Origin of the sequence: Pedobacter frigoris, assembly GCF_005116445.1 — a bacterium.
In the GTDB taxonomy this organism is placed as follows: Bacteria; Bacteroidota; Bacteroidia; order Sphingobacteriales; family Sphingobacteriaceae; genus Pedobacter; species Pedobacter frigoris.
Map to the genome: position 1 here is coordinate 355,526 of NZ_SWBQ01000003.1, position 23,367 is coordinate 378,892.

20 protein-coding genes are annotated in these 23,367 nt (G+C 41.0%); 8 read left to right on the forward strand and 12 right to left on the reverse strand.

Annotated features, from left to right (window positions below):
* Nucleotides 1-15: 15 nt before the first annotated feature.
* From FA047_RS12300 to FA047_RS12310, 3 genes are all read left to right on the forward strand, one after another.
* Nucleotides 16-1,785, forward strand: coding sequence for a peptide MFS transporter (locus FA047_RS12300; RefSeq protein ID WP_136836361.1), 1,770 nt, complete (start codon nt 16-18; stop codon nt 1,783-1,785).
* A 64-nt stretch (nt 1,786-1,849) separates the two neighbouring features.
* Nucleotides 1,850-3,406 carry a peptide MFS transporter gene (locus FA047_RS12305; protein WP_136836362.1) on the forward strand — a complete coding sequence of 519 codons (1,557 nt, stop codon included), beginning with the start codon at nt 1,850-1,852 and terminating at the stop codon, nt 3,404-3,406.
* Nucleotides 3,407-3,439: 33 nt separating this feature from the next.
* Nucleotides 3,440-4,165, forward strand: coding sequence for a polyprenol monophosphomannose synthase (locus FA047_RS12310; protein WP_136836363.1), 726 nt, complete (start codon nt 3,440-3,442; stop codon nt 4,163-4,165).
* Nucleotides 4,166-4,369: 204 nt separating this feature from the next.
* Here the strand turns inward: FA047_RS12310 and FA047_RS12315 are convergent, their stop codons facing one another.
* The 5 genes from FA047_RS12315 to proS all read right to left on the reverse strand — a co-directional run bounded on the left by FA047_RS12315 (nt 4,370) and on the right by proS (nt 9,231).
* Complete coding sequence (locus tag FA047_RS12315; protein WP_136836364.1) at nt 4,370-4,882, reverse strand: YdeI/OmpD-associated family protein; 513 nt, start codon at nt 4,880-4,882, stop codon at nt 4,370-4,372.
* Nucleotides 4,883-4,911: 29 nt separating this feature from the next.
* Complete coding sequence (locus FA047_RS12320; RefSeq protein ID WP_136836365.1) at nt 4,912-5,772, reverse strand: TIGR02757 family protein; 861 nt, start codon at nt 5,770-5,772, stop codon at nt 4,912-4,914.
* A 140-nt stretch (nt 5,773-5,912) separates the two neighbouring features.
* Nucleotides 5,913-7,052 (reverse strand): cystathionine gamma-synthase, encoded by a 1,140-nt coding sequence (locus tag FA047_RS12325; RefSeq protein WP_136836366.1) that lies wholly within the window; start codon nt 7,050-7,052, stop codon nt 5,913-5,915.
* Nucleotides 7,049-7,744: a hypothetical protein gene (locus FA047_RS12330; RefSeq protein ID WP_136836367.1), complete on the reverse strand. Its 696-nt coding sequence runs from the start codon at nt 7,742-7,744 to the stop codon at nt 7,049-7,051. The genes FA047_RS12325 and FA047_RS12330 overlap by 4 nt, the downstream gene beginning before the upstream one ends.
* 14 nt (nt 7,745-7,758) lie before the next feature.
* A complete protein-coding gene (gene proS, locus FA047_RS12335) occupies nt 7,759-9,231 on the reverse strand; it encodes a proline--tRNA ligase (protein WP_136836368.1) in 1,473 nt (490 codons plus the stop codon).
* Nucleotides 9,232-9,336: 105 nt separating this feature from the next.
* Here proS and FA047_RS12340 point away from each other — a divergent pair, with 105 nt between their 5' ends.
* Both FA047_RS12340 and FA047_RS12345 read left to right on the forward strand, forming a co-directional pair.
* Nucleotides 9,337-10,290, forward strand: coding sequence for a hypothetical protein (locus FA047_RS12340; protein ID WP_136836369.1), 954 nt, complete (start codon nt 9,337-9,339; stop codon nt 10,288-10,290).
* A 25-nt stretch (nt 10,291-10,315) separates the two neighbouring features.
* Entirely contained in the window at nt 10,316-11,833 is a 1,518-nt protein-coding gene (locus tag FA047_RS12345; protein ID WP_136836370.1) for an OmpP1/FadL family transporter, read from the forward strand.
* Nucleotides 11,834-11,890: 57 nt separating this feature from the next.
* Here FA047_RS12345 and FA047_RS12350 read toward each other — a convergent pair whose 3' ends face one another.
* Complete coding sequence (locus FA047_RS12350; protein ID WP_136836371.1) at nt 11,891-13,729, reverse strand: UbiD family decarboxylase; 1,839 nt, start codon at nt 13,727-13,729, stop codon at nt 11,891-11,893.
* Nucleotides 13,730-13,795: 66 nt separating this feature from the next.
* Here FA047_RS12350 and FA047_RS12355 point away from each other — a divergent pair, with 66 nt between their 5' ends.
* Entirely contained in the window at nt 13,796-15,211 is a 1,416-nt protein-coding gene (locus FA047_RS12355; RefSeq protein ID WP_169304397.1) for a S41 family peptidase, read from the forward strand.
* 39 nt (nt 15,212-15,250) lie between these two features.
* Here FA047_RS12355 and FA047_RS12360 read toward each other — a convergent pair whose 3' ends face one another.
* Nucleotides 15,251-15,730, reverse strand: coding sequence for a Dps family protein (locus tag FA047_RS12360; RefSeq protein WP_136836373.1), 480 nt, complete (start codon nt 15,728-15,730; stop codon nt 15,251-15,253).
* A 173-nt stretch (nt 15,731-15,903) separates the two neighbouring features.
* Between FA047_RS12360 and FA047_RS12365 the strand changes: the two genes are divergently transcribed.
* Both FA047_RS12365 and FA047_RS12370 read left to right on the forward strand, forming a co-directional pair.
* Complete coding sequence (locus FA047_RS12365; RefSeq protein ID WP_136836374.1) at nt 15,904-17,073, forward strand: LysM peptidoglycan-binding domain-containing protein; 1,170 nt, start codon at nt 15,904-15,906, stop codon at nt 17,071-17,073.
* Nucleotides 17,063-17,704 carry a uridine kinase family protein gene (locus tag FA047_RS12370; RefSeq protein WP_136836375.1) on the forward strand — a complete coding sequence of 214 codons (642 nt, stop codon included), beginning with the start codon at nt 17,063-17,065 and terminating at the stop codon, nt 17,702-17,704. The genes FA047_RS12365 and FA047_RS12370 overlap by 11 nt, the downstream gene beginning before the upstream one ends.
* Nucleotides 17,705-17,909: 205 nt before the next feature.
* On the opposite strand, the gene FA047_RS12375 is transcribed toward FA047_RS12370, so the two are convergent.
* Genes FA047_RS12375 through FA047_RS12395 form a run of 5 tightly spaced genes read right to left on the reverse strand, consistent with a single transcriptional unit; the run spans nt 17,910 to nt 23,357 of the window.
* Nucleotides 17,910-18,569, reverse strand: a complete 660-nt coding sequence (locus tag FA047_RS12375) for a CoA transferase subunit B (protein ID WP_136836376.1) — start codon at nt 18,567-18,569, stop codon at nt 17,910-17,912.
* Nucleotides 18,570-18,585: 16 nt separating this feature from the next.
* Nucleotides 18,586-19,287 (reverse strand): CoA transferase subunit A, encoded by a 702-nt coding sequence (locus FA047_RS12380; protein WP_136836377.1) that lies wholly within the window; start codon nt 19,285-19,287, stop codon nt 18,586-18,588.
* Nucleotides 19,288-19,336: 49 nt separating this feature from the next.
* Nucleotides 19,337-20,428 carry a PQQ-dependent sugar dehydrogenase gene (locus FA047_RS12385; protein WP_136836378.1) on the reverse strand — a complete coding sequence of 364 codons (1,092 nt, stop codon included), beginning with the start codon at nt 20,426-20,428 and terminating at the stop codon, nt 19,337-19,339.
* Between the two features lie 45 nt (nt 20,429-20,473).
* A complete protein-coding gene (locus FA047_RS12390; protein ID WP_136836379.1) occupies nt 20,474-22,846 on the reverse strand; it encodes an endonuclease MutS2 in 2,373 nt (790 codons plus the stop codon).
* Between the two features lie 7 nt (nt 22,847-22,853).
* Nucleotides 22,854-23,357, reverse strand: coding sequence for a DUF4296 domain-containing protein (locus FA047_RS12395; protein WP_136836380.1), 504 nt, complete (start codon nt 23,355-23,357; stop codon nt 22,854-22,856).
* Between the last annotated feature and the right edge of the window lie 10 nt (nt 23,358-23,367).

Genomic DNA, 23,367 nt, shown 5'->3' on the forward strand with positions numbered 1-23,367 from the left:
CACACAAAAAACAACATGAATACAAAAAATTTGGATACTCCAAATAACTTCTTTGAGAGTAAGGTTCTTGGACATCCTGCCGGGCTGTTTGTTTTATTCTTTACCGAAATGTGGGAAAGATTTTCCTACTACGGTATGCGTGCCCTGCTGGTGCTTTTTCTTACCACCACGTTGACGGATGCCAATCCGGGATGGGGATGGCCGCGCGAACATGCGCTTGCAATCTATGGCTCTTATACTGGCTTAGCTTACCTCACTCCTATCCTTGGCGGTTATATTGCCGACAGGATCATAGGCTACAGATGGGCGGTAATTGTAGGGGCATTATTGATGACTTTAGGCCATCTTTCCATGGCCATAGAGATCGATCATTTGTTCATGTACCTTGGTCTTGGGCTTTTGGTGATCGGTAACGGATTTTTCAAACCTAACATGACTTCTATCGTGGCTCAGATGTACAAAGAGCATCCGGAGAAAAAAGATGGTGCTTATACCATATTCTACATGGGTGTTAATTCAGGGGCATTTTTAGGTATGTTACTTTGTGGTTATATCGGTGAAAGCCCGGAATGGGGATGGAGCTATGGCTTCGGCTTAGCTGGTATCTTTATGTTTATAGGTATGCTGCAGTTCTATTTCACACAAGGTATTTTTGGCAATATAGGTCTGAAACCGGTAGCCGATAAAATCGACGAGGAATCAACCAACCTGGAAGAATCTACCAGAAACCCTTTCTCTAAGTTCGACCTGGTATTGATCGGACTAATCTCTGTGATCGGCCTTTCCTGGATCATCAATGATCCGGTTTCCAAGATCACCAGTATGAACCTCTACAATTTTAAGGTGGGCAGCATGGAAGGCAGTAATTTTATGATTACCGTTGCATTGCTTCTATTCGTATTTATCCTGATCAAAAGGATTTCACAATATACACCTAAGCTAAGGGACAAGATGATCGCCGTAGTTGTACTTGGATTCATCACGGTCTTCTTCTGGGCTTCCTTTGAGCAGGCCGGAGGTTCGATGACCATCTTCGCTAAAGATTATACCGCGCGTATACTTACCGGCGATTCGAAGGTGATCTTCAATGTGGTGAATACGCTGATCACCGTCATCCCTCTACTGATCATTTCTTATGTACTTTTCAGGTTATTCTCCAAAACCTTCGCAAAATATGCATTTGGTAACATCATCCTGGCATCAGGGTTTATCATCATATGGGGAATTGTAATTTATATGCTTTCTAATCAGTATAGTGAGATAAAATCTGAGGTACCTGCTACCTGGTTTGGTATCCTGAACTCTTTGTTTATCATCAGTCTGGCGCCTTTAGTATCTAAGATCTGGGAGAGCAAATACAATCCTTCTGCTACCGTTAAAAACGGATTGGGCATGATTTTACTGGGTATTGGTTTTGCAGCGCTTGCTTATGGTGCCAGCACGATCCCTCAGGGTGCAACCGTTGCTCAAGTGAGCATGATGTGGTTGGTATTGGCTTATTTGTTCCATACTTTAGGAGAATTGTTCATCTCTCCTGTTGGTTTATCTTATGTAAGTAAACTTGTACCGGGCCGTATGATCGCCATCATGTTTGGTATCTGGTACCTGGCTATCGCTATTGGTAATAAGATAGCGGGTACAATGGGTGGAATGATCGATGAGATCACATCCAAATATTCCATGACTACTTTCTTCCTGATCTTTACTTTTATACCTGTAGGCCTTGGGGTAGTCATTATCCTGCTTACACCGGTAATGAAAAAATTGATGCACGGAGTAAAATAACATAACAATTAAGCCTCCCAATAATCCGGGAGGCTTTTTTTATTACAAAAAAATACGATTCAATATGCCTGAAAACCTTAGTCTGGGAGAAATTCAGAATTTTAAAGGTAAGTACCCAAAACAGCTTTGGTACCTTTTCTTCTCTGAAATGTGGGAACGCTTCTGTTTTTACGGAATGCGGGGAATGCTTACCTATTTCATGGTGACGCAGCTGTTTATGAAAGATGTGGATGCCAATTTACAGTATGGCGCTACACAAGCTTTTGTATATGCATTTACCTTTATTGGTGGCTTATTTGCCGACAAAATCCTCGGTTTCAGAAAATCCCTGTTCTGGGGCGGTATTCTAATGATTGCGGGCAGCGCCATTCTGGCTTATGATCCACACCAGTTTTTCTTTTTAGGGATTAGTTTTACGGTTGTAGGAACGGGTTTCTTTAAACCTAACATTTCTACGATGGTCGGTAAACTTTATAAAAGTGATGATGCGAGACGTGATGCCGGCTTTTCGGTATTCTATGCAGGGATAAATATCGGTGCTTTACTTGGTGGATATGCTTGTATAACTATCGGAAAACAGTATTCGTGGCACCTGGCGTTTGGACTGGCGGCGATTGTAATGACCATCAGTTTGATCACCTTCCTTTTCACACAGAAAAGTATGGGACCAATTGGTCTGCCTCCCGGACAAAATGAGGATGTAAACGACATTGCGGTAAGCGGTATTGATGATAAGGTGCAAACTGAGCCTGCTGTAATCACGGTTAAATCGGCGAATAGAAAATGGTATGATTATGCTGTTTACGCCGGTTCACTTGCGATCATTCCGGTGATCATGATCATGGTGGCAAAAACTCAATATACCGACTGGTTTATGTCGGTAATAGGCCCGGTTACTCTACTTTACCTGATCTACGAGATGTCTAAATACGGATGGGCAGAGCGGAAGAAATTACTGGCTGCGCTGGTATTCATTCTGTTTTCTATAGTATTCTGGGGAATCTATGAACAAAGCGGTGGCTCACTTGCTTTATTTGCCGCCAGGAACCTCGATAACCAGGCTTTGGGCGGACTCCTTACTCTTGACCCGAATGGAGTTAATAACTCTGCAAACTCACTGTTTGTGATCATTTTTGCTTTTATATTCAGTATCATCTGGATTGCTATGGCAAAGAAGAAAATTGAGCCTAATACGGTGATCAAATTCGGACTGGCTTTCATATTCCTGGCAGGTGCATTCTTTGTTTTTTACAGCACCAGGTTTTTTGCAAATGCTGAAGGTATCGCTTCACTGGATGTATTTGCCATTGCTTATCTGGTAATGACTTTTGGGGAGCTTTGCTTATCTCCTATCGGATTGTCGATCATGACAAAACTTTCTCCTGTAAAATTGCAGGGTGTAATGATGGGGATGTGGTTTTTGGCCAGTGCTTACGGACAGTATGTAGCCGGACTGCTTGGTGCAGGTATGGCTGAAGCGGGAGAACATGACACGCCCGTACAGAAATTAATATCTTACACAGAAGGTTATAAACAGCTCGCTATTTATTCATTAATAGCTGGTGTGATCTTGATTGTGATTTCTCCAATTGTAAGGAAACTGATGCAGGAAGTAAAATAAAATAGGTAATTTCGCCCACATAAATCATTTTACGTGTCAGACAGCTTAGTTATTATCCCTACCTACAATGAAAAAGAGAATATTGAGAAGATCATCAGAAAGGTTTTTTCTTTAAATCACTTTTTTGAACTCTTGATTATTGATGATGGATCTCCGGATGGGACTGCTGATATTGTAAAAAAACTTCAGCAAGAATATCCTGCGCTTCATCTGGAGGAGCGAAAAGGAAAGTTGGGATTGGGTACGGCCTACATTCATGGATTTAAATGGGCTTTGGCAAGGCCTCAATACCAGTACATTTTTGAGATGGATGCTGATTTTTCCCACAATCCGGATGACCTGATCAGGTTGCGCCAGGCCTGCGTAGACGGAGCAGATGTAGCGATAGGTTCACGTTATGTAAATGGGGTGAATGTGGTAAACTGGCCGATGAGCAGGGTATTGATGTCTTATTTTGCTTCTATGTATGTAAGGATCATCACCAGAATAAATATTCAGGATGCTACTGCAGGTTTTAAATGCTACAAGAAAAAAGTACTGGCAACCATGCCTATGGATAAGATTAAGTTTGTGGGTTATGCATTTCAGATTGAAATGAAATTTACCGCGATAAAATACGGTTTCAAAGTAGTGGAGGTTCCGATTATTTTTACTGACCGTACAGAAGGAACTTCAAAAATGAGCACCAGAATATTCCGTGAGGCTTTCATTGGCGTAATACAAATGAAGGTCTGGAGCTGGTTCAGAAAATACAATTAGAGGTTTCGTTTTAGCAGGGCGCTTGTTTTTCAGCAAAGGTTTGTTTAGGTGGGGTGTTTCGTTTTTAGCAGGGTGTTTATTTTAAAAATACTTTTTAGCTTCGGACTGGATCTTGCACCCTGAAGGAGGGCGCAATTCCCGATGTCCTCATCTTAAAAAGTATTTTTTGGAATGTATGGCGATCATTGTTTCATTGTCTAATATTTAATTACGGAGCTTTTTGCCTTCCCGCATCATTTCCCCGAAGTCTAGTCCCCTATCCATTGCAGATACGATCTTGACCAGTCTCTTTGTTCTTGTGGGTTCTGTCTTGGCTGAGTTCAGCCAGTTGATGTACCAGTTTCTGTGTGACATTGGCAGCTTCATAAAACTTTCGAGTAGTTGAGGCTCGTCTGACAGGCACAACTCCAAGTCTTCAGGGATCTCTATTTTAAAGTCTTTATCTTCTTCCAGCACTACTTCTACAACAGCACCAGCTTCTTTTCTGAGTTGTTTGCGTAAACTGGCTTTTAAAGCAATGATAAAATCTCCCTCACCCATAGGCACAGTAGCAACACCGGATATCTCTACCTGATCTAACTTACCTTTTACGCGAAAGCTCTTTTTACAACCGGGTTTAAGCTCATTTGCCAAGGCCTGAAGAATGAAAATATAACTCCAGCCAGTTTTTTCGCCCAGTTCGCCAAACTTCTCTATCTCTGCTTTGAATGTGATCATACTGGTTTAAAGATAAAAAGAATTTACGATCAAAACTTCTCTTCTACACCTAATCCGAACAATGCAAAATCATACTTCACCGGATCCAAAGGATCAAACTTCAGCAGTTCGCCGGTCAGCTCGACAGCGGTTCTCCAATCGGTCTGCTTTCTCTCAATCAGGCCCAGTTTACGTGCTACACGGTCAACATGGACATCGCATGGACAGATCAGATCTTTTGGCTTGAGGGTATTCCAGATACCAAAATCAACACCGTTGGTATCTTTACGAACCATCCACCTCAGGAACATGTTTAAGCGTTTACAGGTAGATTTTTGTAACGGCGAAGAGACGTGCTTTATGGTACGACGGGGAAAATCAGGCAAGGAAAAGAAATAAGACCGGAAGTAATTCAGGGACCTTTCAATTAAGGACTGCTGATCTGCCATTTCAGTAAGCATACAGGCAGAAGAAGCATATTTTGTGTAGCCCTTTTGCAGTTCAGGACTCAGGTAATCGGACTGAAATGTATCTGCAGGAGATAAAAATGCCGCTTCAAGGCTATCAAAATTGCCATAATGTTCCTTGAAGAAAGCGACGAAATACAGGAGATCGGTATCGTTAAACGTCCTGTGTTTAAAGCCCAGGAGTCTTTTGAGGTCCTCATCACTGTGGTGCAACATGAAATTGTAAGGATCATTATCCATCCTCGCAAACAGCTCATTACACTTGTTGATGATGGTTTTGCGCTGTCCCCAAGCCAAAATAGCCGCAAAGAATGCGGCTATTTCGATATCCTGTTTTTTAGAAAACTGGTGGGGAATGCAAATTGGATCATTCTGAATAAAGTTGGACCTGTTATATTGGGCTACTTTGACATCCAAAAATTCTTTGAGTTCTAAAAATTCCAAGTTTAAGAGTTTAGGTTTGGATTAAGTTTTTCCGTCATCTCGAACAAAGAGAGAGATCTCTTGTTTAAGATATATTTCAAGAGATCTCTCTCTTCGTTCAAGATGACGATCGTACTATAAGCATATGTATTTTTAGGATACTACTTCAACGCCTGTTCCAGATCTTCCAGCAGGTCATCTATATCCTCTACGCCTACACTTAAACGAAGCAAATTATCTGTTACTCCTACTTTCTCACGTTCTTCTTTAGGGATAGAGCCATGTGTCATAGACACTGGATGATTAATCAGCGACTCTACGCCCCCTAAGGACTCAGCCAATGTAAATACTTTGAAAGAAGACGCGATACGGAACGTCTCCTGCAGATCTGCACCCTTGAGGGTTACAGATACCATGCCGCCAAAACCACGCATTTGTTTCTTCGCAATGTCGTGATTAGGATGATCCTCGAAACCCGGCCAGTAGATTTTATCTATTCTTGGATGGTTTTTAAGAAAGTGCGCTACTTTCTCTCCGTTTTCGCAATGTGCTTTCATGCGCAAATGCAGCGTTTTAATGCCACGCAGTACAAGAAATGCATCTTGCGGACCTGGTGTGGCTCCACATGCATTGTAGATGAACCAGAGGTCTTTATACAGCTGATCATCGTTTACCAGTAATGCTCCCATCACCACGTCAGAGTGTCCGCCAATGTATTTAGTTACCGAATGCATGACAATATCGGCACCCAGATCAATAGGATTCTGAAGGTAAGGAGATGCGAAGGTATTGTCAACCGTAAGTATCAGTTTATGCTGCTTTGTGATTTTAGCTATCCCTTCAATATCGATGATCTGCATGGTAGGATTTGTTGGTGTTTCTATCCAGACCAGCTTGGTTTTATCATTGATATATGGCAATATATTTTCAGGTTTGGACAAATCCAGGAAATGAAATTTTATACCATACTTCTCATATACTTTGGTGAAAATCCGATATGAACCACCGTAAAGGTCATTGCCTGTGATCACTTCATCACCTGGTTTCAGTAACCTCAAAACCGTATCTGTAGCCCCCATTCCGCTGGAGAAAGCAAGTCCATGTTTTGCATTTTCCAATGCCGCCAAACAATCCTCAAGCGCTTTGCGTGTCGGATTGGTTCCTCTTGAATATTCAAAACCCTTATGATCCCCGGGCGATTTTTGCCAATAGGTAGAAGTTTGATATATCGGAGTCATTACTGCTCCTGTTGTAGGATCAGGCTCTTGTCCCGCATGTATTGCTTTAGTTGCAAATTTCATAAGTTATTGTTTTTATCTATTTCTGATTTGAACTGGTACCCCAGGTTTTTGCTTGTTGGGTAACCACTGGCTGCCAGCATAGATTGTTTTTGATGTAAAGTTACGTCTTTTATATCGGCGAAAGGAGGCAATACCAGGTCTGAATTGATGCAGAATAATATCGACCTTTCAATGATGTCCATAAGTTTGTCCTCGGTAACTTGATTATCGGCCATACTCTGATAGAGAAAATCCAGTGCACCGTCTCCCTCAACCATAAAGTGCATTTGCTTGTTGACCAGGATCCGAGCAATCAGAGAACCCTCATCGGCCAATCTATTGTATTTAATAGAATCTGCCAGGAAGTTGTGAATGTATATGGTTCCACAATAGCTCAATGACTCATCATTTTTCATATAACTGGTCTGGTGAATGGAATGTGACGGATCAAATGCAAAAACATTGCTGTGCATAGATACCATCAGCATATCTCCCGAGAACTTTAGTTCGCCCTCAAACTTGTTGTTTTCCTTGAAATGAATTTCTACTGAAGCGTCCTTTTGTCCGTAATCGTTTTGGAGTCTGACCGCTATTTTATAAAGTTGCTTTTTCAGCAAGCCAAAAACTTCAGTCGTGTTTCTGTAAATGGCCTGCTTAAGCGAAGCTTTATTTTCAAGTTCAGCAAGTATTTTCTGATAATTTTCAGTATCCATCAATTTAATGTTTCTTAATACGCTCTTGCAAATAATACACGCTGTGTCGATGGTTTACCTGAATAGATACATACACCATCTTCCAACTTGTTCTCTAAAGGAATGCACCTGATGGTTGCTTTAGTCTCTTCTTTGATCTTTTGTTCGGTTTCAGGCGTACCATCCCAGTGCGCGGAAATAAAGCCCGCTTTACCATCCAGCAGTTCTTTAAACTCATCGTAAGAATTGGCTTCTGTGATATGATCTTGTCTGAAATTCAAGGCTTTGCTAAAAATGTTCTGCTGAATATCTTCTAACAACTGAGGGATAAAAATTTCCAACCCGTCCTGTGTAACTGTTTGTTTCTCACGTGTATCCCTTCTGGCCAGTTCAACTGTACCATTTTCCATATCACGTGCGCCAATCGCCAAACGCACAGGAACACCCTTCAATTCATATTCTGCGAATTTGAAACCAGGTCTTTGTGAATCACGGTCGTCATATTTGACAGAGACGCCAAGGCGTTTCAATTTAGCCACTAACTCATCAACAAAAGAAGTGATGTTTTTAAGTTCCTCATCAGTCTTATAGATGGGCACGATTACTACCTGTATCGGAGCCAATTTAGGAGGCAGTACCAATCCCGCGTCGTCACTATGTGCCATGATCAAAGCGCCCATTAAACGGGTAGATACGCCCCATGAAGTGGCCCATACGTGCTCCTGTTTACCTTCTTTGCTGGTAAATTTCACATCAAATGCTTTTGCGAAATTCTGTCCCAGGAAATGAGATGTTCCTGCCTGCAAAGCTTTTCCATCCTGCATTAATGCTTCAATGCAATAGGTATCCAATGCCCCGGCAAAACGTTCATTAGGCGTCTTTACCCCTTTTACAACGGGCACTGCCATCCAGTTCTCCGCAAAGTCAGCATAAACGTCGAGCATTTTTCTTGTTTCTTCGATCGCCTCATCTGCAGTAGCGTGTGCGGTATGCCCCTCCTGCCATAAGAATTCTGTGGTTCTCAGAAAAAGGCGCGTACGCATTTCCCATCGTACCACATTTGCCCATTGATTGATCAATAATGGCAGATCGCGGTAAGATTGGATCCATCCTTTGTAGGTATTCCAGATAATGGTCTCCGAGGTAGGCCTTACGATCAGTTCTTCTTCCAATTTGGCAGTTTCATCCACTACAATATTGCCATTTCCATCATTTTTAAGACGATAATGTGTCACAACTGCACACTCTGTGGCAAAGCCGTCGACATGCGATGCTTCTTTGGAAAAATATGACTTGGGGATGAATAAAGGAAAGTAAGCATTGCTATGACCTGTATCTTTAAATTTTTGGTCTAAAACCGCCTGTATTTTCTCCCAAATGGAGTATCCATAGGGTTTTATCACCATACATCCTTTTACGGATGAGTGCTCTGCCAGGTCAGCTTTTATAACAATGTCGTTATACCACTGGGAATAATCTTCGTTTTTACTTGTAATACCTTTGCTCATAACTGATTGGAACGTTTTTTGTGTTAAATAACTTGTATCGTAGGCTACAAATTTATAAATTTATACCTACAAAAAAATTGCAACACACAAACAACACATATAGTTATGAAACCTAACCATTTATTCACCAGCATGCTCGCCATAGCAACAGTAGTTGTTACGTCCTGCTCTGCGCCCAGATTAGCGCAGCAAAATGCAAACGAAGATGATGTTTACAACAGTGTGGCCCAGGCAAAGGAATATACGCCTGCACCCGTGAATGTACAGCAGCCTCAAAACAGCAATCAGTACAACGAAGATGACTATTACGGCGCGAGTGATCCTTATTATGATATGGATTATTCATCACGTATTAACAGATTTTATTATTCAAGTCCCTGGAGAACATATTACGACCCTTATTTTTATGACGGATGGAATATGGGCATAGGAATGGGCTTTGGTTCATACTATGGAAATTACTGGAATTCGCCATATGGCGGATGGGGATATTTAAATTCACCTTTCTGGAGTTATAATAATTGGGGTTGGAACATGGGCTGGAATAACTGGGGCTGGAACAACTACTATGGTGGAGGCTATTACGGTGGCGGATTTGGCGGTGGATTCGGTGGCGGCGGCTATTATGGCGGCGGTTACTATACCGGCAGAACAACCAATGTACCTAATAGCGCAAGACCGGCAAGAGGAAGCAGAGACGGATATGATGGAACCGGTAGAATGGCTACTGGAAGCAGCGATGCTTACTTGTCTCCGAGAAGCAGTGCAGCAAGATCAGCGAGAGAAAATGTTTCAGGTACAGGAAGCCGTACAAGCAGCACTGGCAGACCATCAAGAACATCATCAGGCACTTCGCAGAATGCGCCTACAAGAACTGAAGTAGCAAGACCAAGCAGAGAATCTTATACTCCTCCTGCACCATCTTCATATAATCCTCCTCCGACAAGAAGCAGCAGCGGTAGTAGCTCATCAGGTAGTTCAAGTTCCGGCAGCGGATCGAGCTCAAGCGGTGGCGGTGGTTCAACCGGCGGCGGCAGACCAACGAGAGGTGGAAGATAAATTTAATTAACGCAAACACACACACATGAAAAAAACACTACAGTTGTTTGTGGTAGCTATGATAGCTGCTACGGGCACAAGTTACGCGCAATACGCCGGGGATGCTATACGCTTCGGAAATACCAATTATGGCAGTACAGCAAGATTTAAAGGAATGGGTGGAGCTCAGATTGGTGTTGGTGGAGACATGAGCTCACTGGGAGGTAATCCGGCCGGATTAGGCTTGTTTACCAGATCTGAATTTAGTTTTACTCCCGAATTCAATAATTCTACTTCAAAAGCAGATTTTCTCGGCCAGCAAACCACTGCTTCTCAAAATAAAATGAATATCAATCACGCCGGCATAGTTTGGTATAGTCCAAGTCTAAAAGTAAGAGGTCAGGATACAAAAAAGGGATTGATCAGTACAGTATTTGGAATTGGGTACAACAGAAATAACGATTTTAATCAGCATTATACTTACGAGGGTACGAACACGACAACAACGATGCGTGATTATTTTGCCGAACTTGCTAATTCTTCGAAAGATCCTTCGGGAGTAATTCCGGCAAAATCTTTGGAGGATATGGCATTTAACGGTTATTTAATTAATTTCAATACTCCTCAGAATGCAAATAATTACACCGCAGATCCGTTTAGCGACAATGTTCAGCTGAAGGATGAAATGGTTTCAGGCTCTACGTCTGAAATGAATTTCTCTGGTGCTTTTAATATCTCTAATCAGTTTTACATTGGAGCAAGCATTGGTATAGTAAACTTACGCTACATAAGTGATGCTGAATATGTAGAAACTGGTGTCATCAATCCTTACGATCCTACCGACGGTTTCACAGGAAATGAAAATTATAAACTTTCTTTTATACAAAGTCAGGAAACTAAAGGATCGGGTTTTAATGGTCGTATAGGATTCATTTTCAGACCTGTAGAAAACCTAAGGCTTGGCGCTACTGTTCAGACACCTACATGGCTGTACATCGATGATTCCTATTCTGAAGTGCTAAATAATACCTTATCAGGTAAAGGCCCTTTCAGTACAAATCACACAGTAAATACGGATGATTTCTCCTACAGGTTAAAGACTCCAATGAAAGGGTCGCTTGGCGCAAGCTATGTGATTGGCGGACAAGCAATTATATCGGCAGATGTAGACTTTGTAGATTATTCGTCCACCCGTTTTTCTTCTACTCAAGGAATTGATTCACGCACTATTATTGACAATAATGCAGACGTGAGAAAGCTTTATACTTCTGCAATGAATTACAGAGTAGGTGGCGAATATAAAATTGATAAACTTAGCCTGCGAGCTGGATTTGGATTAAATGGTAGTCCGATGAAAAACGACACAGATAATATTTATGCAAAAAAATATTATAGCGGAGGTTTTGGATATAGAATAAATGAATACTATTTTGATCTTGCCTATCAACACGCGACTTCAGAAAACAGATTGAGTTCTTATGTTTTGACTAATGGTGGTGAACCTACGGCAGCTGTTAAAAACGCGAATAACAATGTGTTTTTGACTTTCGGACTAAGGTTTTAATTAAAATACTTGATCATAAAAAAACCTGATCATAAATTATGATCAGGTTTTTTTATGTTATTGCAAACCGCTATATAAAGGAGCTCCTTTAGTAAAAAAGCGCTGTATATTCTGCTCTACAGCTGCATCTTTGATGAGTTCGGCTGCGTGATGGGGTTTCTTTCTTGCATCAATTATAACAGGACCATTGCAGCCCCAGTGCTTATTTACAGTAAAGCTGTCTATGCCATAGATGTCTGCAGCCGGATTACTTCTGGTAAATGTAATCCATACCAGGTTATTGATATCCTTCGCTGTAAATTCCGGATCGTCACACAGTACAATGAGCGCAATTCCCTGAAGCAACTCCGGATTGAAATGGTTATTCAATAATTCAATTTCTTTACCTACCTGTTCGGGTTCCAGATATTCCGGTGCTTTGATTGCTACAATGCCTGGTATCGCCATGGCATGACCGGTGAAAGGTTCAGGTAAGTTAAATCCAGAAGGCAGGGATGAAGATAATTTTCTCCTCGGCTCTCCGGCAGCTGCAAAAACAACTTTAGAACCGCTATTCAGTCCATCCCCACTATAATCTAAGGTATCTATAGTGGTTCGGGTATGGAAATGAAGATCCCTGGTGAAATCCATGCGTTCCAACACATGCTGCATAAAGGCAGATAGATCATGCGTGTCAAGCTGCTCATTGTCTTCCCGAGCAGCTATGAAAAGATATTTAGCCAGACTGAGTTGATTTTTACCTAAAATATGGTTGGCTATCGTTAGGATCTCCTGTGGTCTGCGTTCTTTTAAATAGGGTGTATATCGTTCACTTCCAATAGCAAACAATAAAGGATGCACTCCTGCTGCATCAACGGCATTCACTTCTTTTAACCCATGAATTTCTTTGGGTAAGGCTGAGCCCGCAATCTCATGAATCAATGCTCCGAAACTAGTATCCTCTTGCGGAGGCCTTCCTACAACAGTAAAAGACCATATGGCATCATTACGATGATAAACATTATGGACTTTCATCAAAGGAAATGGATGTGTAAGGCTATAGTAGCCGAGGTGGTCACCGAAAGGACCTTCAGGTTTATTGTCATTGGGATATACTGTTCCCGTAATTACGAAATCAGCATCTGCGGAGATGCAAAAACCCTCTTCATCATAAAAATATCTGAATCTCCGGTTGCCCAGCGCGCCGGCGAATGTCATCTCTGACAAGCCCTCAGGCAAGGGCATAACCGCAGCAAGTGGGTGCGCCGGAGGGCCGCCAACAAATATGCTTACTTTCAAAGGCTGGCCTTTTGCATTGGCTTTCGATTGGTGAACGCCTATCCCCCTGTGGATCTGGTAATGCAGGCCTATTTCTTTATTGAGTTGGTAATCGTTTCCTGCCAACTGAATGCGGTACATGCCCAGGTTTGCATTCAAGATACCTGGCTTATCTATGTCTTCTGTATAAACCTGAGGCATGGTGATGAACGGTCCGCCGTCCATGGGCCAGTTTACGATCTGTGGCAGTTCGCTGATGGTCGTTTTACTAAACGTAGCTTTAAAAAGACTTTGCTTTAAAGGCAATGCCGTTAAAGCTGTGAGGCCTATACCTGGAAGCTTAAATGGGCTTTTTAGAGCTTTTACAGGATCCGAACGAAGGTTTACCAGCTGTTCTACCTTTGGCAAGCTGTCACGGAACATAAATTTGGAGCGTTCAAGTGTACCGAAGAGGTTAGAAACTGCGGGGAATTTACTGCCTTTTACCTTTTCGAAGTATAATGCCGGTCCCTTCTGCTCATAAACCTTTAAATGTATTGCAGCCATCTCCAGATATGGATCAACTTCTTCTCTGATACGAATTAAATGCCCATGCTTTTCAAGATCGGCAACACAGTCTGCTAAACTTTTATATCCCATACATCCCAAAGATATTAAAGAATTATTATGTATCATTGTTATGAGTACCAATATAACCTTTGCCTGATGAAATTATCGTTCATGTTTTCCTGCTTTCTGCTATTATTTAACAGCACTAAAGCTCAATATGCTGATGATTTAATCAACAAACGACACCAGCCTCAGGATTTAAAAAAAGACATTGACCTAGTCAGGAAGAAATTAGAAAAGGAGCATCCAAATCTGTACTGGTACATTGATAAAAATAAACTGGATCAAAAATTCGACAGTCTGAAACTCAGCATCAAAACGCCTTTAAAAAGTGTAGAATTTAATGCCAGGTTAATGAGTGTATTAAGTGCTATTGGGGATGGTCATCTGGTCTCATTTTTAGACACCAATCCATTAACCGAAGCAGATTATATAAAATTTAACAGGTTTGAACTCCCGCCTGTTTTTCAGTTCGAATACCGCATAATGAATGACCGGCTGTTCATTACCAAAAACCTGTCGAAAGATGAAAGCCTGGCCCCGGGAACCGAGGTATTGAGCATTGATGGCGAGCCTGTAAAAGACATTTTAACAAAACTTAAAAGATCGGTGCAATCTGATGGCTACAATGAAACCTTCAAATATGCCCTATTAAATTTCGGACAATTCCCTGTAGTGCACCGTTCGATATACGGCTGGAGAGACACGGTAAAGTTTGATTTAAAGCTCGAAAACACGGTTAGCTCTATCGTATTGACAACCTACAAACCTGAAAATACCACTGTCACTAAAACCGCCTCGCCGGGTATCGTGGATGAATTTAAAGTCTTCCCTCCCGACTTTAAAGTAGCTTATTTCAAAATAGGCACGTTTAACGATGTTGGTCAGCGCAGTGATTACAAACATATATTTGAGGGAATAAGGCAAAACAAAGCCAACGTACTCATCCTGGATTTAAGAGATAATATGGGCGGCGATTATTTGCGTTGTATCAACACATTTTCCGGATTTATTGATAAACCTACCGCCTTCATTAGAAGACCGGTAGAACTGATTAAAGGTGCTATTTTACCTTCAATGAATAAGCAGCGTCAGCAACAACTTGATTTTTTAAAGGCTTATGGTGTATTGTATCCGGTAATGCCAGACAGTAACACTTTTAAGGGCAAGTTATACGTGTTGATAAACGGGGGCAGCTTTTCGGCTACGAGTTTGCTTGCAGCCAACTTACAGGCTATGAATAACGCTACATTTGTAGGAGAAGAAACAGGTGGAGGCAGAAATGGCTGTACGGGCGGCTTTTACATCAACGAGATATTACCAAACAGTAAGGTAACGATAAGATTCGGCATTGTTCCCTATAAGATACTTGACCAAAGTAAGGTTATAGGGAGGGGGATAATGCCCGATGTACCCATACAATATACCATTGAAGATTATTTGGCGAAAAAAGATTTGGAAATGGAATGGGTGTTGAAAGATATCGAAAAAAACAAAGGGAGTGTCAATTGACACTCCCTTTGTTTTAATTCACGTATATAGTAATGAGGATTATTTCTTTCCCGCAAACGACCTAAGCATCCAGGTAGTCTTTTCTTTGAATTGCATAAATTTATTGACCATGTCGTTTGTTCCATCATCACCCGCTTTCTCACTTTCCTCCATCAGATCGCGCTCTATTTGAATCAGTGTTGCCATATCTTGCAGCACTTCATCAACCATGTCCAGATCTTTCATCCCTATAGTATTTACTTCTTTTATCGTAGACTCTTTAATATAATCTGCAAACCGGCTATGAGGTGGCTTACCTAATGTAAGTACTCGTTCGGCAATCTCATCAATAGTTAACTGTGCGTTGATATATAGCTCTTCAAATTTGAGATGCAGGGTAAAAAAATTCTGTCCCTTAACATTCCAGTGACATCCTCTTAATTTCTGATAGTGAATATGATAGTTTGCGAGATAATCATTTAGCATATCTACTACAGGTTTTACTTCCTTTTCATTCAAGCTAATTTCTTTTGCGTCCATGGTATTTATTTTTTTATTTTGTCAATTTAAGACTAATATAACAACGAAAAATTAATTTGGTTTCGAAAAAATTGGTCGGATACAATAGTACTTTCCAAAGAGCGTTTATATTAACAATTCGAGGGGTTATTTATATTATTCGTATAATTGCTAACTTATTTTATCAGAGATTAATGTATAAATATTATATAGTACCAGTATTAGCTATTGCGCTTAATTTCACATCAGCAAAGGCAATTACGAGGGATTCCATAGGGGTTGAAAACCGCAACGGAAAAAAATTAATTATTCATCAGGTAGCTGCAAAAGACACTTATTACTCTATCGCAAGAAAGTACAATGTGATCCCTAAAGACATCATGACCTTTAATGACAGTAAATTTCTTCAGATTGGGGTGATCGTTAAAGTACCTACTAATATTCCATTTAAGGACAATGCGGGTACGGCTGGTAGTCGTCCAGGGAATACACCGGCCCAGGCAGTGGAAAACATTGAAGAACATATTGTCCAGAAGAAAGAAAACTTAAATATGCTTGCTGAGCGATATGGGACGACGGTGAATGAAATCAAGAGGATTAATAACCTGAACAGCATCAATCTGCAAATCGGTCAGGTTTTAAAGATACCGGGGAAAGTTGCAGAACAGGAAAAACCTGTTGAGACTGTTTCAGAAAAGATCAACCGTCCTGATCCTAAGCCGGTAGTCCTTGCAGAGAAAAGAGAACCTGCGAAACCGATTGAAAAGCCTGTTGAAAAACAACCTTTAAATAATCCGCCAAAAGCTGCTGAGGAAGAATTTATAGAGCATACGGTCGCATCAAATGAAACCATGTATTCTATAGCTACACGCTATAAAATCACAATGGATCAATTAAAAGCTAAAAACAACCTAAAGGACGCCTCTCTAAGTGTTGGACAAAAGTTACTGATCAAAGGCCAATACCCGGTGAAGAAACCTTATACACCTCCGATAGCGGGTAATACTGCCGATCAGGATAGCGTAAACTCTTTAAAAGATCCTTCCTTAAGGTATGCAGCCAGCAGATACGGGCTCAACCAAATAGAAGAAAAAGGGACTGCAGTATGGATCGCTGATCCAGATCTTGACCCCACAAAAATGCTTGTACTACATCGTACTGCTCCAATTGGCAAAGTGATAAAAATTACCAATCCGATGAGCAACCGCACTACCTTCGCTAAGGTTGTTGGTAAATTTACGGAGAACGAATCCACAAAAGATGTTATAATTGTAATGACTAAAGCTGTAGCTGATGCGCTCGGTGCTTTGGACAAAAGATTTTATTGCAATTTAATGTACGGTGGAGAAGAAAATGAACAATAATAAAAAGCCATTTATCATAGGTATTGCCGGTGGAAGTGGTTCCGGCAAAACATTCTTCCTGAATAGTTTCCTTCATCATTTTAAACACGATGAGGTAACGCTTGTGTCTCAAGATGATTACTATTTTCCTGTAGGAGACATGACGCAGGAGGAAAATAAACTGTACAACTTTGATTTGCCGTCGACCATTGACAATGAGCAGTTTTTGCTGGACATCAAAAAGCTGGTAAAAGGAGATGTTGTGTACAAAAAAGAATATAGTTTTAATAACCCCTTAGCCGTAGTTAAAATTCTTGAAGTAAAGCCTGCCCCTATAATTATTGTAGAAGGTTTATTCATACTTCATTTCAAGGAGATTGCAGCGATGCTTGATCATCGTATTTTCGTGGAAGCGGAAGACGAGATTGCATTACAGCGACGCATTAAACGCGATGGGATGGAGCGTGGGTATCCTGAAGATGATGTGCTTTATAAATGGCACAACCATGTTTTGCCGGCTTATAGAGAATACCTGTTGCCTTACAGAAATGAATGTGATAAGATTGTAGTGAACAATTTGGATGTCCCTGATCATATCATCAGAATTACAGAGGAAATTTCGACTGAGCTTAAGGCAAGAATTTGTCAGTAATAAAGTGTCCGAAAAGGTAGGTTCGTCATCCTGAATTTTTCAGTAGTATGCATTGACTTTTGTCTTCAAGAATACTACATATTTTATTTCAGGATCCGCGCATGATATTTAAAACCCACTCAAACGGGATCCTGAAATAAATTTGCTTCGCAGCTTCTTCGAGGTCAGGATGGCAGCAAGGATAAATTACCTTTTGAATACCCCATTAATCAAGCTTCATTTCCGGCACATTATCATCGGCAAACAGTTTACCTAATGTCGCCTGCCTGATGTAATCCACACTGACTCCAGGAGCTCTTTCAATCAGCTTAAAACCTCCCTCAGAAAGCACATCGAGTACTGCCAGTTCGGTAACTATTTTCTTAATACATTTTACACCTGTAAGCGGCAGCGTGCATTGAGGCAGCAATTTGCTCTCACCTGCTTTATTTACATGCTGCATGGCTACGATGATATTTTTTGCAGAAGCGACCAAATCCATCGCCCCTCCCATGCCTTTAACCATCTTACCGGGAATCTTCCAGTTGGCAATATCCCCGTTCTCGGATACTTCCATAGCACCTAAAATGGTCAGGTCTATTTTTTGACTCCTGATCATTCCGAAGCTCATTGCAGAGTCGAATATAGATGAGCCAGGTAATGTTGTAATGGTTTGTTTACCTGCATTGATCAGATCGGCATCTTCCTCTCCTTCATAAGGAAAAGGACCCATGCCCAGCAGGCCATTTTCAGATTGTAAAACGACGTTTACACCATCTGGTATATAATTGGCTACCAGTGTGGGAATACCGATTCCCAGATTGACATAGTAACGGTCTTTGATCTCTTTTGCGATACGTTTCGCAATTCCATTTTTATCCAGCATATTGAAATTTATAGGATTAATTCTTAGTTCTGACAGTACGCTGTTCTATTCTTTTTTCATAATCAGCACCCTGAAAAATACGGTGGACATATACGCCCGGGGTATGAATTTGATCCGGGTCCAGTTCCCCTGCTTCTACAAGCTCTTCCACTTCCGCAATGGTGACTTTTCCGGCCATGGCCATTACCGGATTGAAATTGCGACTGGTAGACCTATAAACCAGATTTCCGGCAGTATCTCCTTTCCAAGCCTTAACAATTGCAAAATCTGCATCAAAAGCATATTCCATCAGGTAATCCTTGCCATCGAAATTCCTGACTTCTTTGCCTTCTGCAACTTCTGTACCTACACCGGCCGGAGTGAATATTGCAGGCATTCCGTATCCGGCAGCCATGCACCTGGTAGCAAGCGTACCTTGTGGAATGAGCTCGACTTCAAGTTCACCACTTAACAACTGGCGCTCGAACTCTGCATTTTCTCCGACATAAGAAGATATCATTTTCTTAACTTGTCTTTGCTGAAGCATGAGACCTATTCCAAAATCATCGATCCCAGCATTATTAGATATGCAGGTCAGGTTCTTCACCCCTTTTTTTACCAATGCTGTAATGCAATTTTCAGGGATTCCGCATAAGCCAAAGCCCCCCAGCATCACAGTAGTACCATTTTCAATATCTCTGATAGCTTCTTCAGCACCGGAAACAACTTTATTTATCATACTAAAAGATTTGATGCTAAATTATACTAAAAGAAGCGTTAGAACCAACTTATTTAGTTATTTCTATGATTTTATCGCCATTACCATTACTGCTGCCCAGGTATATTTTGCCTTCAGGAGATTGACAAATTGCTCTTAATCTGCCGAATTCATTGAGAAAGAAATCTTTACTTCCAGATACCTGATCTCTTGCCTGATTCAGTTTCAACTGTGTAAGCCTGGCACCTTTTAAAGAGACCAGTAACAGCGAATTTTTCCATTGAGGAATAAAATCCGAATCGTAATAAGTAAGTCCACTGGTAGCAATAGTTGGTGTCCATGCCATCATAGGCTCCATAACATTATTGGCCGCACAAAATGTTTGTTCTCCCGAAGTATTACAGTAACCTTCCACACTTGGCCAGCCATAATTTCGGCCTTTGGCAATTAGATTTACCTCATCATCATTGTTAGGGCCATGTTCTGAAGCATAGAGTTTGCCATTAGCTTCTACCAGTCCCTGCGCATTTCTGTGGCCAAGACTCCAAACCCTGCTACCCGCCACAGGATTGTCTGCCGGAATAGAACCATCCAGGTTTATACGCAGTATTTTCCCGGACAAAGAGTTCATATCCTGAGCATTACTGCTTACGCTGGCATCGCCCGTGGTAATGAGCAACTTTTGATCACTGGTGATGAGGAGCCTGGAACCGTTGTGGATAGACGAAGCAGGTATCTGATCAAGAATGACCAAAGGAGAAGTCAAAGTCCCGCCTGAGTAAGTAAAGCGGACTACCTTTTCTTTGTAAGGACTTCCGTAGTTATACACTACAAATACCCAGGGAGTCGTGTTGAACTGCGGATGTAAAGCCATGCCGAGCAGACCGCCCTCTCCATTGGCTACCACTTCTGAAATGGTATATACTGGAGTTATCGTACCAGATTGGGGATTTATCCTGCTGATTTTGCCCAAACGTTCTGTAATCCACAGCTGCTGATCAGGTCCATACACCATTTCCCATATGTGTGATAATGCTGAAGTGACGACTCTGGTTTTCAGTTCCACATCAGGCAATTCTTCTCCAGAATTGCCTGAATGTTTTTTCTTACAGGACGACAAACATAGAAAGAGCGCGACAGATGCAACCAATAACGTTTTCATAAGAGATGATTTTCTCTTATAACACCTTAATAATAAATATGTTTACTAATTAAAATAAACGTAAGTAATGCCATCTCCCCCACGGTCGGCATGTTCATCTTCTATACGATTTACCTGACTGTATTTTTTCAGGTACTCACGGATCAGTTTTCTTAATATACCATCACCTTTTCCATGTATGATCTTGATAAAAGGAAAACCGAGCATAATGGATTTATCCAAGTACTTCTCAAGTTCATGCAGCGCATTTTCTCCACGCATGCCACGCAAATCCAGTTCGGCATTAAAACTTGAAATCGCCTCTGATATACTACCGGTATAAGAATTTTGTTGCGCAGCTTTTTTTGCCTGCTTGTTACTGACCTTATATACTCTATTTTTCTTAACCACAGAGCGTAGATCACCCAATGCGATGACGAGATTGTCCCTATTGATTTCAAGTACCTGTCCTGTCGTTTCACTGTTATTCAATTGCACCCAATCGCCTACTTCTATTGGCGTATTTAGCGGTATGGTAACTTCTACTTTTTTCTCTTCTTTGACCTGGTTTTGTACAAGTTCCTTATGGAGGTTTTGCCTCAATTGTTTAGTTACCACTTTATCGGCCTGCTTTTCCTTGATCTCAGCGATTGTATTTTCAACCAGTTTATTGGCATTTTTAATAATCGCCTGGGCCTCGATCTTCGCTTCCTTAATCAGGACTTTTTTATTTTCGTCCAGGAATAGCTTTAGTTTTTCATTTTCGGCTACCAGGTTCTTTACTTTGTTCTGCTGATTGGAAAGGTGTAACTTGGTATCATAAATCTGTTTTTTCTCCCGTTCCAGATCTACCAGCAGGCTATCTATTCTATTTTGATTGGTTCCAGTTTTAGCCCTTGCCAGTTCGAGTACTTCTTTCTGCAAACCTATGTTCTGGGCAATCTCAAATGCATAAGAACTACCCGGCTTACCGATTTCGAGCACATACATTGGCTTCATCCTGTCGTTATCAAATAACATAGATGCATTTTCAAGTCCCGGGGTATTACCGGCAAATAACTTTAAATTAGAATAATGGGTGGTAATTACCCCCCTTACCTTTTTGTTGTTCAATACTTCCAGAACAGCTTCCGCCATTGGTCCGCCAAACTGAGGATCTGTTCCTGTTCCAAATTCATCGATCAAAACAAGAGACTTGGGCGTAGCATGTGCTACAAAATACCTCATCTTGGTCAGGTGGGCACTGTAAGTACTCAAGTCACTTTCTATAGACTGATCATCACCAATATCTGCAAAAATCTGATCGAAGATACCTACCTCACTTGATTCGTGAACAGGGATTAATAAACCCGATTGTACCATGATCTGCAATAAGCCTACCGTTTTCATACAAACAGATTTACCACCTGCATTTGGACCGGACACCAATAGAATTCTGAAATTTTCAGTAATGTGCACATTTAAGGGCACTACTGTTTTTTTGTCTTCCTTGAAAGAAAGAAACAGTAACGGATGACGTGCATTTACCAGTTTTGTTTTTGCTTCTTTTATCAGCACCGGCATGTCAGCTTCGACTTCTATCGCAAATAACGCTTTTGCCCTAACGAAATCCAGTTTAGTAAGGAAACCGTGATAAGACAATAAAAGTGGCGTGTAAGGTCTTAAATCATTGGTTAGCGCAATCAGGATCTTAATGATCTCCCTACGCTTATCGAATTCAAGATCCCTTAATTTATTATTTAATGAGAACACCTCTTCCGGTTCAATGTAAACCGTTTGTCCACTGGCAGATTCATCATGTATAAAGCCTTTTAACTTACGTTTATTTTCCGCCAGTACCGGAATACACATTCTTCCATCCCTGATGGTCAAACTTCCATCCGCCACCCAATTGTTGCCAATTGCCTGCTTATAGATGGAATCCATTCTCTTTCTTACATCCTGTTCTGTTTTTGCGATTTCTCCAATGATGTTCTGTAAGGTTGGAGAAGCATTTGGCTTGATTTTTCCTTTCGGATCAAGAACAGTTTCTATTCTTTTCAGGATGTTCTTTTCTACCGGAAGATGCTCGAACAACGCTTCCAGATTGGGGTATATTTCTTTTCTTTCCTCAAAAAACCTAAGCACTGAAAATACAGTCTGCAGCGACGCGTACATCTGATGAAGTTCATCCTCCATGAGGTAAGAACCTTCTACCCTGATTTTATCAGCAAGTGTCTTGATGTCGAAAAAGGTACTGATCTGCAATGGTTCCTGGTTTTCCAGGATGCTTTTGAATTCACTGGTCTGCCTCAGGAACTTATTGATCTGATCAAACTTGGTCATCACCTGCATTTTTGCCACCATTTGCTGTCCCATAGGACTGAGGCAATGTTTATGAATAAGTTGTCTTACCTCATTAAATCCCAAACGCTCCAAACAATTCTCCGGATACAACATATTACTTTTACTTTCTTAAATCTTTAAATATTAATCTTGGTTTGATGACATCTATCTTTCGTTTCGTCGTATCCTTTAAGATGAGTGTCTTCCAATAAACAGAATCTGCTCTATTTACGGAATCTCTGAATACTTTCAACCTGATTTTATTGGCTTCATTTGCCCCCTGGATAGAGTCAGCTTTGACAATGGCATTTTTATCAGCCGCTAGAACCTCAGTTACTTTTGTGTAGATCTCGTCCAGTACTTTCGGATTCTTATAGTAATAGTCCATGCTCTTGTTGTAAAGGGCAGAATCTATATTGTACTTTTTATAAATGCCTTTATAATAAGAAGCAGCAATAATTTTAACAGAATCCGGGTCAGGCAGAATACCTACATAAGCATCTGTGATGTGTATGTCATGTAAGACTTTGGCCATTTCATCTGGCTGAATGAGGTCCTTCGGAACCCCTGGCTTACACCCTGTAATCAATAAAAAAGCGATGACTATATATATTAATTGCTTCATTCTTAGTAAA

Bases quoted from the DNA above. Each gene is read 5' to 3' on its own strand.
- FA047_RS12370 (WP_136836375.1), top strand. From the start codon at position 17,063: ATGAACAATAATAAAAAGCCATTTATCATAGGTATTGCCGGTGGAAGT.
- FA047_RS12380 (WP_136836377.1), bottom strand. From the start codon at position 19,287: ATGATAAATAAAGTTGTTTCCGGTGCTGAAGAAGCTATCAGAGATATT.
- FA047_RS12300 (WP_136836361.1), top strand. From the start codon at position 16: ATGAATACAAAAAATTTGGATACTCCAAATAACTTCTTTGAGAGTAAG.
- FA047_RS12315 (WP_136836364.1), bottom strand. From the start codon at position 4,882: ATGATCACATTCAAAGCAGAGATAGAGAAGTTTGGCGAACTGGGCGAA.
- FA047_RS12330 (WP_136836367.1), bottom strand. From the start codon at position 7,744: ATGGATACTGAAAATTATCAGAAAATACTTGCTGAACTTGAAAATAAA.
- FA047_RS12385 (WP_136836378.1), bottom strand. From the start codon at position 20,428: ATGAAAACGTTATTGGTTGCATCTGTCGCGCTCTTTCTATGTTTGTCG.
- FA047_RS12340 (WP_136836369.1), top strand. From the start codon at position 9,337: ATGAAACCTAACCATTTATTCACCAGCATGCTCGCCATAGCAACAGTA.
- FA047_RS12375 (WP_136836376.1), bottom strand. From the start codon at position 18,569: ATGCTGGATAAAAATGGAATTGCGAAACGTATCGCAAAAGAGATCAAA.
- FA047_RS12360 (WP_136836373.1), bottom strand. From the start codon at position 15,730: ATGGACGCAAAAGAAATTAGCTTGAATGAAAAGGAAGTAAAACCTGTA.
- FA047_RS12395 (WP_136836380.1), bottom strand. From the start codon at position 23,357: ATGAAGCAATTAATATATATAGTCATCGCTTTTTTATTGATTACAGGG.
- FA047_RS12305 (WP_136836362.1), top strand. From the start codon at position 1,850: ATGCCTGAAAACCTTAGTCTGGGAGAAATTCAGAATTTTAAAGGTAAG.
- FA047_RS12345 (WP_136836370.1), top strand. From the start codon at position 10,316: ATGAAAAAAACACTACAGTTGTTTGTGGTAGCTATGATAGCTGCTACG.
- FA047_RS12355 (WP_169304397.1), top strand. From the start codon at position 13,796: ATGAAATTATCGTTCATGTTTTCCTGCTTTCTGCTATTATTTAACAGC.
- FA047_RS12325 (WP_136836366.1), bottom strand. From the start codon at position 7,052: ATGAAATTTGCAACTAAAGCAATACATGCGGGACAAGAGCCTGATCCT.
- FA047_RS12365 (WP_136836374.1), top strand. From the start codon at position 15,904: ATGTATAAATATTATATAGTACCAGTATTAGCTATTGCGCTTAATTTC.
- FA047_RS12350 (WP_136836371.1), bottom strand. From the start codon at position 13,729: ATGGGATATAAAAGTTTAGCAGACTGTGTTGCCGATCTTGAAAAGCAT.
- FA047_RS12390 (WP_136836379.1), bottom strand. From the start codon at position 22,846: ATGTTGTATCCGGAGAATTGTTTGGAGCGTTTGGGATTTAATGAGGTA.
- proS (WP_136836368.1), bottom strand. From the start codon at position 9,231: ATGAGCAAAGGTATTACAAGTAAAAACGAAGATTATTCCCAGTGGTAT.